General features: G+C 51.5%; 13 protein-coding genes. 7 read left to right on the top strand and 6 right to left on the bottom strand.

Annotated features, from left to right (window positions below; genetic code table 11):
- Positions 1 to 235: 235 nt before the first annotated feature.
- The gene (locus LKE23_RS03830) at positions 236 to 967 is read left to right on the top strand and encodes a LysM peptidoglycan-binding domain-containing protein (protein WP_291978157.1); all 732 of its coding nucleotides are present in this window, start codon (positions 236 to 238) and stop codon (positions 965 to 967) included.
- A gap of 48 nt (positions 968 to 1,015) precedes the next feature.
- Here LKE23_RS03830 and LKE23_RS03825 read toward each other — a convergent pair whose 3' ends face one another.
- Positions 1,016 to 1,693, bottom strand: a complete 678-nt coding sequence (locus LKE23_RS03825; RefSeq protein ID WP_291978156.1) for a TVP38/TMEM64 family protein — start codon at positions 1,691 to 1,693, stop codon at positions 1,016 to 1,018.
- 418 nt (positions 1,694 to 2,111) lie between these two features.
- On the opposite strand from LKE23_RS03825, the gene msrA reads away from it, so the two are divergent.
- Complete coding sequence (msrA, locus tag LKE23_RS03820; protein ID WP_291978155.1) at positions 2,112 to 2,636, top strand: peptide-methionine (S)-S-oxide reductase MsrA; 525 nt, start codon at positions 2,112 to 2,114, stop codon at positions 2,634 to 2,636.
- A 192-nt stretch (positions 2,637 to 2,828) separates the two neighbouring features.
- Here the strand turns inward: msrA and LKE23_RS03815 are convergent, their stop codons facing one another.
- Entirely contained in the window at positions 2,829 to 4,526 is a 1,698-nt protein-coding gene (locus LKE23_RS03815) for a phosphoenolpyruvate carboxykinase (RefSeq protein WP_291978154.1), read from the bottom strand.
- 173 nt (positions 4,527 to 4,699) lie between these two features.
- Here LKE23_RS03815 and LKE23_RS03810 point away from each other — a divergent pair, with 173 nt between their 5' ends.
- The 3 genes from LKE23_RS03810 to LKE23_RS03800 all read left to right on the top strand — a co-directional run bounded on the left by LKE23_RS03810 (position 4,700) and on the right by LKE23_RS03800 (position 6,738).
- A complete protein-coding gene (locus LKE23_RS03810) occupies positions 4,700 to 5,209 on the top strand; it encodes an acyl-CoA thioesterase (RefSeq protein WP_434737609.1) in 510 nt (169 codons plus the stop codon).
- Between the two features lie 175 nt (positions 5,210 to 5,384).
- Complete coding sequence (locus tag LKE23_RS03805; protein WP_291978153.1) at positions 5,385 to 6,005, top strand: LysM peptidoglycan-binding domain-containing protein; 621 nt, start codon at positions 5,385 to 5,387, stop codon at positions 6,003 to 6,005.
- A gap of 298 nt (positions 6,006 to 6,303) precedes the next feature.
- On the top strand, positions 6,304 to 6,738 hold the full coding sequence (locus LKE23_RS03800; RefSeq protein ID WP_291978152.1) for an Hsp20/alpha crystallin family protein: 435 nt from the start codon (positions 6,304 to 6,306) through the stop codon (positions 6,736 to 6,738).
- A gap of 72 nt (positions 6,739 to 6,810) precedes the next feature.
- Here LKE23_RS03800 and LKE23_RS03795 read toward each other — a convergent pair whose 3' ends face one another.
- The 3 genes from LKE23_RS03795 to LKE23_RS03785 all read right to left on the bottom strand — a co-directional run bounded on the left by LKE23_RS03795 (position 6,811) and on the right by LKE23_RS03785 (position 8,200).
- Complete coding sequence (locus LKE23_RS03795; RefSeq protein ID WP_267202040.1) at positions 6,811 to 7,332, bottom strand: HdeD family acid-resistance protein; 522 nt, start codon at positions 7,330 to 7,332, stop codon at positions 6,811 to 6,813.
- 132 nt (positions 7,333 to 7,464) lie between these two features.
- Positions 7,465 to 7,632, bottom strand: a complete 168-nt coding sequence (locus LKE23_RS03790; RefSeq protein WP_267202039.1) for a hypothetical protein — start codon at positions 7,630 to 7,632, stop codon at positions 7,465 to 7,467.
- 37 nt (positions 7,633 to 7,669) lie between these two features.
- Positions 7,670 to 8,200: a VanZ family protein gene (locus tag LKE23_RS03785; RefSeq protein WP_291978151.1), complete on the bottom strand. Its 531-nt coding sequence runs from the start codon at positions 8,198 to 8,200 to the stop codon at positions 7,670 to 7,672.
- Positions 8,201 to 8,308: 108 nt separating this feature from the next.
- Here LKE23_RS03785 and LKE23_RS03780 point away from each other — a divergent pair, with 108 nt between their 5' ends.
- The gene (locus LKE23_RS03780; protein WP_291978150.1) at positions 8,309 to 9,658 is read left to right on the top strand and encodes an amino acid permease; all 1,350 of its coding nucleotides are present in this window, start codon (positions 8,309 to 8,311) and stop codon (positions 9,656 to 9,658) included.
- 58 nt (positions 9,659 to 9,716) lie between these two features.
- On the opposite strand, the gene LKE23_RS03775 is transcribed toward LKE23_RS03780, so the two are convergent.
- Complete coding sequence (locus LKE23_RS03775) at positions 9,717 to 10,172, bottom strand: Fur family transcriptional regulator (RefSeq protein WP_291978314.1); 456 nt, start codon at positions 10,170 to 10,172, stop codon at positions 9,717 to 9,719.
- A 121-nt stretch (positions 10,173 to 10,293) separates the two neighbouring features.
- Between LKE23_RS03775 and LKE23_RS03770 the strand changes: the two genes are divergently transcribed.
- Positions 10,294 to 11,730, top strand: a complete 1,437-nt coding sequence (locus tag LKE23_RS03770; RefSeq protein ID WP_291978149.1) for an MFS transporter — start codon at positions 10,294 to 10,296, stop codon at positions 11,728 to 11,730.
- Positions 11,731 to 11,749: the final 19 nt, after the last annotated feature.

Below are 11,749 nucleotides of genomic sequence, written 5' to 3'. Positions count from 1 at the left end.
ATTGAAAATGAAAACGATGAAAGCCCATTAGAACGCCTGTTTGTAAAAATCTTCGTGTCTTTTTATTACAAATTGTTACGGTTAGCCGGGAAATTGATATTCGGGAGTAATCCGCCTGTAATTTACGCGGTGTATAGTATAAACCGTTGATTGATATGAGCGGTCAACAATTTGAACAAGATAATAAATTTTAATTTAGAAACTATAGAATTAAAAAGGATGGGATTGAATCTTTATGAAGTTATCTAAACACATCGCTAAAATTACTGCCGCTGTTGCTGGTGCCGTTGCGCTGGGAACCATCGCAACTGCTACCACTGCAAACGCCGACTCAATTTACACGGTGCAAAGTGGTGATACTTTATCAGGAATCTCCTACAAGCTTGGTCATGACCTGAGCTTCGTTGATACCCTGGCTTCCAACAACAACATCGCCAACAAGGACCTGATCTACGTTGGCCAGAAGCTGGTAATCAAGGATGACGGCGAAGTTGCTCCGGCAACCGCTCAAGAAGTTGCAACTCTGCCGAGCGCAACTCCTGAAAACACTGCTAGTGCTAGTCAAAACACCACTAGCCAAGCAACCAGCGCTGCAGCTACTAGTCAAGCTGCTAGCCAAAGTCAACAGTCTACTAGTGCTGCTGCTACTGCCAACACCACTCAGACTGCTTACGCTACTGCTCGTTACAGCCAAGCTGCTGCAACCAACACGAGCTCCACTAGCTACACTTCCAGCGTTAGTGGCAACGATGCCGCTGCTAAGGCCTGGATTGCCGCTCGTGAATCTGGTGGTTCCTACACCGCTACTAACGGTCAGTACATCGGTAAGTACCAACTTTCCGCTTCCTACCTGAACGGTGACTACTCCGCTGCTAACCAGGAAAAGGTTGCTGACCAATACGTTGCTAGCCGTTACGGTTCCTGGACTGCCGCACAGGCATTCTGGCAATCACATGGTTGGTACTAAAATCTAACCTCAAATAAACATACTAAAAGGATGATGACACAAACGCCATCATCCTTTTTTGATTCTTTCTTTCTGGTGGAGCAGTCGAACTGCGACGTAGAAGGCGCAGAGAAGGATAAACATTCCAACAATAATGATGATTTTTTTCAGGTCCAGGGTAAAAATTGCGTTACCGCTGTAGGCGTAGATAAAGGCGATCGGCAAGGTGCCGAGGCTAACCGCCAAGAGGTAGCCGCGCCGGGAAACCTCCAGGCCCGTCGCGACGCAATTAACCACCAGGTTGGGGATGAAGGGGACGATGAAACCCATTGTTAGCCCGAGCAGTGGGTAACGCTGCCGAGTCAGGTAGGAAAAGGCGGGCTTTTGTCGCAGATTATCAGTAACGCCGCTGCGATGAACTAGGGTCAGGACGAAGCCGTTGCCGATGATGTTGCCGCACCAGTTGATCAGGAAGCCGGCGAGGGGACCGAAGCAGGCACCGGTGAAGATGCAGACCACCGAATTGGGCGCGCCGGGCACGCTGCAGAGGACGGCGATCACTAGCATTAAGAGGAAGACATCCACCAATTCGTGACGGTGGACCAGGGTGATCAGCTCCGCCTGGTGGGCACTTGACGGGTTGAAGAGCAAAACCAATTCCGGCCAGTAGACCTTAGCCAGGATCAGGCCAAGGACCAGAACCAGAGCCATGTCGAATAAGAGGCGCTTCTTGGAATGAAGCTGCATTGGAACCACCGCCCTTTCAGAAGTATTATCTTAATTTTAACCCCGGTGGGTAAATTTTAGCTAGGAAATGATTGACCTCTTTGTTTCTTTGTTATATTATAATGGCAATTAAATTATAAAACGCTGAGAAAAGATGAGTAACCATTAATTGATTGGCCCAGAGAGCGGGGGGAGGTGTGAGCCCGTCCGGTTGATGATGGTGAAGATGGTCTTGGAGCGGATCGCGGTGGTGAGTCGAACGATAAGCAATCGCGCGGGGTGACCTCGATATCAGGTCTGGGTATCTTAGTACCCATTGAGAATTGGGCTGTGAGGTCCGGTTGAACACGGGTGGTAACACGTTGAAGCGACGTCCCGAAGAGCAGAATGAACTGCTTTTCGGGACGTTTTTTAATGCGGAGCAGAAAGGATGATTCAAATGAGTTTAGAAACGGCAATTTTTGCGGGTGGCTGCTTTTGGTGCATGGTGCAACCCTTCGATACCTATCCGGGAATCGAGAAGGTCGAGTCGGGCTACACCGGTGGCCACGTTGCTAACCCATCTTACGAGCAGGTAAAGTCCGGGACGACTGGGCACACCGAGGCGGTCCGAATCACCTTTGATCCGGCGGTGGTTTCCTATGACGATCTGGTGACGATTTACTGGCATCAGACCGACCCGACGGACGCGATGGGGCAGTTCCAGGATCGAGGCGACAACTATCGGCCGGTGATCTTTGTCAGGAACGAGGAGCAGCGACGAATTGCTACAGCCTCGAAGAAACGGCTGGCAGAAAGCGGCCTCTTTGACGAGCCGATCGTTACCAAGATCCAGGATGCGCAGCCTTTCTATTTGGCTGAGGACTACCACCAGCAGTTCTACCGGAAGCACCCGGAGCGTTTTGCTGCCGAGGAGGCTGGCGGCCGGGAGCAATTCAAGCAGGAACATTGGGATAAGAAGTAATTGAAAGGGACTGCAAAGAATGAAGAAATTCTCTGCAGTCCCTTTTTCTTTTAATATAATGAAAAGATAACGTGGAAAACAACCGTGGGGCTAGTGTCTAGCTACGGACGAAAGCTGACGCCTTCAGCGTCAACTCCCGCCCTAGGCTAGCCATACGCCCCACTTTGGTGGTTGTTTCCCACTCACTTATAATTAATTGTTCATCAGCAGGTTCAGCAGTTCCTGTGCGGATTCGTGCAGGGCATCCTTGGACTTGTCGTTGCCCAGGTGGGTGTAGATTTCACCAACGTAGACGCCGTCCTTGAAAAACTTGTTGAAGACCTTGTCGATGATCGGCTTCGTCCGTTCTTGTTCCTGAACCGGACCGAATGGGTTAGCGAAGAAGGTGGTACTCATGCCGACTTCATCGGTCGTTCCGAGGGCCTTCCGCTTCCCAGCGACGAAGACGTCCTTGGCCTCATCTTCGGTCTCAAACTGGTGGATACCAACCTCGCTGCTGTAGTTGTTGGCGTAGAGCCACATGTCAACTGGATGCTTGGTGATTACCCGTTCGTAGGTGTCGGCCGGGATGATCACCCGGGCGTTCTTCCGTTCAGGGTTGAGGTAAACACCACGGTCCATGTTGTTGAAGGCAACAGCACTGCTCAGGTCGTCGAGCCGAACGAAGGCACCGGTTTCGGTCCCCTGGGCGTAGAGCTTGCCGTCGTCACCAATTGAAAAGCTCCCCATGTCGTCGAAGATCGTTTCCATTTCGACAATCTTGTCATCGGCGATTTCCTGCAGGGCTTCGATTGATTCGGACTTCCCGGCGCCGGAGTCACCGAAGAAGACCACGTTCTTTTCCTTCCCGTTGGTGAAGCGGATCCGCATCATCGAGCCGTGGATTGGCAGCTTGCCATTGTAGATCTGGTGCAGGTTGTGCAGGGTCAGGCACATCTTCTTCATGTAGCCGAAGTAAGTGGTCTTGTCAGTGTATGGCACTTCACCGACCCAGATGTCGTTTTCCTTGTCCAGGTAGTAGTGGGAAACCATTCCTTCCGTCTTTTCGAGACCGAAGAGCAGGATCAAATCCGGCTTTTGACCTTCGATTTCTTCTGGGGATGCCAGTTCGAAGAGGTTGGAAAGAGCGATCCCGTTAACCAGGTAGTCAACGTTAAAGTAGATGTAGGCCAGGCTTTCACCGATCTTGGCTGGGTAGCAGTACCACTGACCCTTTTGACCGTGGAAACGCTTGATTGGATTTTCGTCAACTGCTGAGAAGACTCCTTCACGCTTGTTGCTCTTCGTGTGCATCATCATTGGTGGACGAAGCATGACGGTGTCGATGAAGTCAATGTCCCGTAACTCTTCGTAGCCTTCCGGAATCGGCCAGTTGTTAGGCTGAACCAGCATGGAGGCGTTGGTTGCAGCGTTAACTTCCCGGTAGGTCCGGTTCTTAAAGCCCTGGAGCTTTTCTTCAATGACCCGGTAGAGCTTCCGAACCAGCTCGTTTAAGTGGGTGTCGATGACCTTGAATTCATTGCCGGCGATCTTGCTGTTGTTGTAGTTTACAACGGAAACCCGCAGCAGTGAACGGTAGAATGAGTAGAGATCTTCGACGCTGGCCAGGATTTCCTTTGGATCGTAAACATCGTAGGCGCTGCCGTCGTTAACTAAGATCTTCTTGATAATTTCAACGTATTCTTCTGGCGTTGCATTGTCGAATGCATCGTCATCGTAATCTGGATTGCGCGAACCAAGATAAAGCTTAACAATGCTTAAGAGTTCTTCACTGTTGACCAGTGAATAGATGTCATTATAGTAAGCTTCACTCAGATTCAGAGTAGCGACACCGCGATCAAGGTTGGCATAAAGTGCCCTGCTTTGAATCTTTTGACTGTTTTCCGTCATCTGTACCATCAATCCTTTCATCTATTAAGGCTTGCACCTATTATAGTTTATTTTTAGAGAAAAATGATAATAAAATTAAAAAAGATTATGAAAATTCCGCAATTCTCACGGCCATAGGGGTCAACTGAAGTGTGGTAAAATACTAATATAATCAACATGTAAGGGGTTAAATTATGGACATCAATTGTGACGATACATTATCAGTTTCTTTGCACCGGGTCTTTAATGCCGACCTGAACGAGCACGGGACGGTTTTCGGCGGCCAAATTCTCAAGCTGGTCGACGGCGAAGCTTCGGTGGCGGCAATGCGGGTGACCCGAACGACGGTGGTCACGGCGGCCATGGATCATGTGCAATTCTTGCGGCCGTTCAAGCTTCAGGATTCAATGTGCATGGAGGCCTACGTTACCGGTGTCGGTCGGCGTTCGCTGGAGGTCTTCGTCAAGGTGATCGGGGAGCATTTGATGACCGGTGAGCGCTTCGTTGGCTTTACCTGCTTCATGACCTACGTGATCCAGGACCCGGACCAGCGAATTAAGTACGACCGGGTGGTTCCGCAGACCGATGAGCAGCGGGCAATGGTCGAGGGCTACGAGACCCGGCGGCTGCACCGGAAGGAAAACCGTCAGCGGCAAAAGACGATCGTGGCGGCGATCACGAAGCAAAAGCCGTGGTTGGCCTAAAGATTTTAAGCGGTTCGCACCGCCGAAGATTACAGGCAGTTTACAGAAATGACGAAAAATGATAACTCCCGGTAATCCGTCCGTAAAGACAATCTAGTATAGTAGTTACCGTTGTCGCGGCCAGCAAGTCTGGTCGCAGATCTACTATTGAGAAAAAGGATGGATTGATTTTTTTATGAAGTTATCGAAGAAAGCCGCCCAGATTACAGCAGCAATTGCCGGTGCCGTCGCACTGGGGACCGTTGCTACTGCAACGACTGCCAATGCCGATTCAATTTACACGGTTCAGGCAGGGGACACCCTTTCTGGGATTTCTTACAAGTTAGGTCATGACTTAACCTTTGTCGACACGTTGGCGAACAACAATGGGATTGCCGACAAGAACGTCATCTACGTTGGTCAAAAGCTGGTTATCAAGGACGACGGTGAAGTTGCCGTTGCCACTGCTCGCCAGGCAGAGACTCTGCCAAGTGCAACCAGCCAGAATACGGCCACGGAAACACAGGCAAGCACGAACACGACGAGTGCCGCTGCTAGTCAAACGAGCACGAGCTACACTTCTAGCGCTAGCGGTAGTGAAGCTGCGGCGAAGGCCTGGATTGCTGGCCGCGAATCAGGTGGCTCATACTCCGCTACCAACGGTCAGTACATCGGTAAGTACCAGCTTTCCGCTTCTTACCTGGGCGGCGATTACTCCGCTGCCAACCAAGAAAGGGTGGCTGACCAGTACGTTGCTAGCCGTTATGGCTCCTGGACTGCCGCACAGGCATTCTGGCAATCACACGGTTGGTACTAAAATCAGTTAATTAATCAGTAATGGTGATCCTCGGGGATGAGGGTCACCATTTTTTGCGTCCTTATATGATTGATTTTTCATATGAAAATAAATTTTTCAAAAAAATTGGGCTGTGGTTATGTAAATCTTTGCAGTCGTAATCCCTTGGGCGAGTAGTACTCATTAATTTGGTCAATAATAGTCAAACGAAAATTAGCACTCTTTAACATTAACTGCTAAAAAACTGTTGCATTTCCCCCGGCCGGGATTAAGATAGTAAGTGTAATCAAGATCAAGGTACAGAAAGGAAGAATCAATTATGGCTAATGAAATTCAACGTCGTAACAACAACCTATTCGATAATCTGATGAACATGCGTGATTGGATGAACGATGATTTCTTCTCAGGCTTAACCCCGGTATCTGATCACATGAAGACTGATGTCGCCGAAACCGACAAGGGCTACCAAGTCAAGATTGACATGCCTGGTTTCGCCAAGAAGGACATTCACATCAACTACGCCAACAACATCCTGTCCGTCACTGGACACCGTGACACCTTCGCCGATGACAGTGACAAGGAAGGCAACATCTTGCATAGTGAACGGAGCTATGGTCAGATGAGTCGTCAGTACCGTCTGCCGGATGTTGACCGGACTAAGGTTAATGCCCACTACGAGAACGGTGTTCTGACACTCGACCTGCCAAAGCTGGCCGCAAGTGAGGACAACGACAGCCACATTGAAATTGACTAATCCCCAACCAATCCAAATAAGAAAAAGCAATCCGCGAAAAACGGATTGCTTTTTTTGCTAACAGAGATGTTCTTAGAACGCCTCAATGATGTGCATGATCCCAAAGACCATCAGCAACAAGGAGATCAACCAGACAATCGTCATTGCGGACATCATCGGGCTGAAGAGCAGGATGATTCCTAAGATGACACTTAAGACCCCGAGGATCACCAGCCAGGTCGAATAGCCCCGGTGGAACTCCCGGAAGAGTCCGGCCGCCTTGATCTGCATGACGGAATCAATGATGAACCAGATGGCAAACAGGATGGCGATGTAGAGGACTCCCCAGTTCGGGTAGACCAGGACAATGATCCCCAAAATAATGTCCAGGATCGCGGTGAACATCAGCCAGCCGGAGCCCTCATTGAGCACTCGGTTGACGAATTGCCGGAACCAGAGTTCGTAGATTCCCCGCAGGATAAAGGCGATTCCGACAAGAATTGCCAGGAAATGCAAGGTCTTGTCCGGGTGCATCAGGGATGCGATCCCGGCCAGGACGAAGAGGATTCCGACGATCAGACTAAACCAATCAAACTTCTTTTGTTCATAAAGCATGTTTACCCCTCCTTCCAACTACTTGATAATTCTTATCATAAGGCAGTTTGAATACCAGCACAATAGAAAACGGACCGGTCGGTGCAATGTGTCTTTTAAGCAGACACTTGCGGACGACTGGTCCGTTCTTTTTTACAAATGTTCCTTGATGCCGTGGGGGAAGTCCTTGTCGATTTCCTTGAGGATCGGCAGCAGGTAGTTGACGTATTCGTGGTAAGCCTCGATTGGCTTGAGGTCCTTGGCGTGGGCCTGCATCAGGGCGATGGCGATGTCATGGGCCCGTTGTTCATTAGAAATCATTTTATTCACCTCAATGTTATAGTGTAGCAAATTTTGCCTACTTGAGCACAAAATAATGGAGGAATTTATGGCCGCCGTTTTGGTCAAGCAGGATCATTAAAGCGAACCCAATGATGGCCCCCAGGGTGTTGGTGATTAGGTCGTCGATGTCGGCGAGGCGCTGGAGGTTGAAGAGCCAGTCACAGACGAACTGGTTGCTTTCGATGAAGAGACTGAAGAGCAGTCCCCAGCCGATGGCCCCCTCGAAACGGCGTTGGGGGTTGATCAAGAAGAGGTAGACGCCCAGCGGAAAGGTCATCACGATGTTGAGAAAGAATTCCGGACTAAGGCCCTGAAAGGGGACCGCGTTGAAGGGGACGCCGTGAAAGTAGAAAAGAATTTTGGGTGCCGACGGAAAGGAAAACTGGGCGGGAGTCAGGCAGAGCCAGTAGATTGCCACCAGGTAGATCAAAAAGGTGACAATGGTCACTCGTTGTCCGGCAGTCCGGCAGCGTTGACGGGCCGGCCAGTACCAGAAAAGAACTAAGGTCAAAAGAAAGTAAGTTGTGAATGGTATCCAGGATCGCAAAAAGATTACTCCTCATAAATAATTAGGTATACAATATAGGTTCAATGATATCGCACGGCCGCCGTGATGAACAGGTGCCGGCGAAAATTGCATAGGAGTGAGTTGAGAATGAGTGAAAAGCAGCAGATGCAGCGACGGCTCAAGAGTCGCCACATCGAGCTGATGGCCCTGGGCGGTACGATCGGCACCGGCCTGTTCTTAGGAGCCGGCAAGGGGATCCGGGTGGCCGGGCCATCGATTCTGCTGGCGTATCTGATTACGGGGATCGTCTGTTTTGGCATCATGCGGGCCCTGGGGGAATTATTGCTTTCCGATCTGAACTACCGGTCCTTCATGGAAGCAATCCGGGACTACCTTGGTCCCCGGATAAGCTTCGTGACCGGCTGGGCTTACTGGGTTTGCTGGCTGGCCCTGGCGATGGCGGAGATTACGGCGATCGGCCTTTACATTCGAATCTGGTTGCCCCATCTGCCCCAGTGGATTCCCGGGGTGATTACCCTGGTGATCTTTTTGTGCTTGAACCTGATCACCGTCGACGTTTTCGGCGAGATCAACTTTTGGTTCGCCCTGATTAAGATCTTGGCAATCATTATCCTGGTGGCGGTCGGGATCTTCATGATGCTGATCCAGTTCAAGTCCAAGGGAGGCTATGTCGCCTCGCCAGCCAACCTGATCCGCTACGGGGGCTTCTTCCCAACCGGCCTGCACGGTTTTGTTTTGTCCTTTCAGATGGTCGTCTTCGCCTTTGTCGGCATTGAGATGGTCGGCGTGACCGCGGCGGAGGCCGAAAATCCCCGCCAGGTCATCCCCAAAGCGATCAACCACATTGCGGTGCTGATCCTGCTCTTCTACCTGGGTGCGTTGGCCGTCATCATGTGCATCTATCCTTGGAACCAGCTGTCGCCGAACAACAGCCCCTTTGTCCTCGTCTTTCGCGATGCCGGGCTGCGGGGCGCGGCCAGCATCGTGAACTTCGTGGTTATCACCGCGGCGGCCTCGGCCTGCAACAGTTCGATCTACACGACCGGGCGGATGCTGGCGGAATTGACGGCCGATGCTCACCGACCAGCCATCCAAAAGATCAGCCAGCTCTCCAAGCGGGCGGTTCCGGCACGAGCGGTCGTGATTTCCTGTCTGGTGATCGGCCTGGCCGCCATCTTAAACATGGTGATGCCGAGCGGGGTCTTCACCTTTGTTTCCAGCATTGCCACGACCAGCTTCCTCTTCATCTGGGCCGCCATCATCGCCGCCCACCTGCGCTACATCAAGCAGTGCCCCGAAAAGCGTCAGTTTAAGATGCCGGGGGCACCGCTGACCGACTACCTGGTCCTAGCATTTTTGGCCTTCGTTCTGGTGGTCCTTTGCATGGAGCGCCAAACCCTGGAGGCATTGATTCTGACCCTGGTTTGGTTCGCCATCCTTGGCGTGGCCTCGCTGAGTCAACGAGAAACTGAATAAATCAAAAATCATCGCAATCCCACTATGGCTTGCGATGATTTTGATTTGTTACGTTTTTTTAGCGATTTAAGTGTAACTTGCGCTGGCAATCCGGGCAGAGGCCGTGGACCTCGATTGTGCTCCCGGTCACCAGATAACCGGTCTTGTCACGGGTCATGGATTGCAGCTCCTTGGTGATGGTGGAAAAATGCTCATCGAAGACGTCGCTGATCTTGCCACAATTGTCGCAGACAACGTGATAGTGGGGATGACCAAAGTAGTCGTAGTGAGTACTGCCGTCACCGTTCTTCAACTCGATGACCAGGTTGTAGTCGACGAGCAGCTTCAGGGTGTTGTAAACCGTCGCCATACTGATGTTTTTGACGTTGCCTTTGAGGTCGTCGTAAATCATCTCCACGCTCGGGTGGGTATGGTGGCTGATCAGGTATTCCAGGATTTCCTTTCGCTGCGGTGTTAGCCGCACCTTATTGGACCGGAGGGTAGCGAGTGCCCGGTCAAACTCCGCTTCTGCTATGAACAAGTCTCCTTTCTTATAATAGTTGTAATCTACTAGTATTATATCATTTACAATCACGAAGGTAAAATATATAATGGTCCCCGGTTAAACAATAATAATTCTAAAGAGGGATGAGAAGATGGAAACAAGCATTGACCAAAATGGCCGTTCCTACAGTCGGTTTTGGTTTATTTTCACGTTGTTAGTGGGGACCTTTACGATGTCGATCAGTCAATCGTCATTGTCGACGGCCTACCCGACCTTGATGCGAGCCTTTGGCATTTCGGCTTCGACGGTGCAGTGGCTGACGACCGGCTTCATGCTGGTGATGTGCGTCAGCATGCCGATCAGTCCCTGGATGCTGAATAACCTGAGTTTTAAGACGATGTTCATGGGGGCGCTGGGCCTTTTTGACCTGGGTTCGCTGATGATCATTTTGACGCCGGCCAGCTGGGGCGTGAGCGGCTTTTGGTTCATGATGATTGGCCGGGCGCTGGAGGCCTTTGCGGTCGGTGTCCTTTTCCCGTCCTACCAGTCGGTTTTGCTTGAGATCACGCCGAAGAAAAAGCGGGGAACGGTCATGGGCGTTGCCGGGCTGGTGATGGGCTCAGCCCTGGCCTGTGGACCGATCGTCTCCGGAATCGTTTTGAAGTTTTTCACCTGGAAGGGTCTCTTCATCCTCTTCATGGTCGTCATCACCGTGATCATTTTCATGGCGGGTAGCGGCCTGATCCGTGACGTCATGGTCCGGCACACCAGCAGCCTCGACTGGTTGTCGGTGATTCTGTCGGTTGGCCTGATCGGGATCATGTACGTGGTTAACCAGGCTGGCAAGCAAAACGTTAACTGGACGCTCAGCGGCCTGCTCCTGCTGGTCAGCGTCCTCGCGGTGGCGGCCTTCTGCTACCGCCAGCTGCATCTTGACCAACCGCTGCTGGAACTGCGGGTGCTCAAGACCTTCAACTACGATTTGGCAATCCTTTTGACCTCGATCTCCTACATCGCCCTGATCGTAACAACAATCATCTTCCCACTGTTCTACCAGGGTGTCCTGGGCGTCAGCCCCTTCGTCTCCGGCATGGCGCTGGTCCCCGGAGCGGTCCTGCTCAGCCTCTTAAACCCGCTGACCGGGAGCCTGGCCGACAGGATTGGCTTTAAGCCCACGATGATTGTCGGCATGGTGATGATCATCACTGGCTGGGTCGCCGGGCTGTGCCTGCTCGACCGGCGGAGCCTATTAATCATGATCCTTTGCGCGATGGTCATTGAGGGCGGCAACGCCTTCGTAATGATGCCGGCGGTGACCCTCGGTGCCAACGCCCTGCCAAACGACCTGGTTCCCCACGGGACGGCCGTGATCACCACCGTCCGGCAGGTGCTGGGTTCGGCCGGGGTAGCAGTTTCCACCATCATTCTGACGACGGGGACCGCCAATGCGCTGCGCCGCGGCAGTACGCACCTGGCAGCCGCTCTGCACGGTTACCACCTGGTCTTTGACCTGCTGGTCGTCGTGGAAGTGATCGGCCTGATTCTGGCCTTGATGCTCAAAAATGTCCAAAAAGAAGATACAAAATAGCATTTTTCCCGTATTAATT

Origin of the sequence: Limosilactobacillus sp. (assembly GCF_022482365.1) — a bacterium.
Lineage (GTDB): Bacteria > Bacillota > Bacilli > Lactobacillales > Lactobacillaceae > Limosilactobacillus.
This window is presented reverse-complemented; position numbering and strand designations above follow the sequence as displayed.

Coding starts and splice junctions, on each gene's coding strand:
- LKE23_RS03830 (WP_291978157.1), top strand. CDS start 236: ATGAAGTTATCTAAACACATCGCTAAAATTACTGCCGCTGTTGCTGGT.
- LKE23_RS03825 (WP_291978156.1), bottom strand. CDS start 1,693: ATGCAGCTTCATTCCAAGAAGCGCCTCTTATTCGACATGGCTCTGGTT.
- msrA (WP_291978155.1), top strand. CDS start 2,112: ATGAGTTTAGAAACGGCAATTTTTGCGGGTGGCTGCTTTTGGTGCATG.
- LKE23_RS03815 (WP_291978154.1), bottom strand. CDS start 4,526: ATGACGGAAAACAGTCAAAAGATTCAAAGCAGGGCACTTTATGCCAAC.
- LKE23_RS03810 (WP_434737609.1), top strand. CDS start 4,700: ATGGACATCAATTGTGACGATACATTATCAGTTTCTTTGCACCGGGTC.
- LKE23_RS03805 (WP_291978153.1), top strand. CDS start 5,385: ATGAAGTTATCGAAGAAAGCCGCCCAGATTACAGCAGCAATTGCCGGT.
- LKE23_RS03800 (WP_291978152.1), top strand. CDS start 6,304: ATGGCTAATGAAATTCAACGTCGTAACAACAACCTATTCGATAATCTG.
- LKE23_RS03795 (WP_267202040.1), bottom strand. CDS start 7,332: ATGCTTTATGAACAAAAGAAGTTTGATTGGTTTAGTCTGATCGTCGGA.
- LKE23_RS03790 (WP_267202039.1), bottom strand. CDS start 7,632: ATGATTTCTAATGAACAACGGGCCCATGACATCGCCATCGCCCTGATG.
- LKE23_RS03780 (WP_291978150.1), top strand. CDS start 8,309: ATGAGTGAAAAGCAGCAGATGCAGCGACGGCTCAAGAGTCGCCACATC.
- LKE23_RS03770 (WP_291978149.1), top strand. CDS start 10,294: ATGGAAACAAGCATTGACCAAAATGGCCGTTCCTACAGTCGGTTTTGG.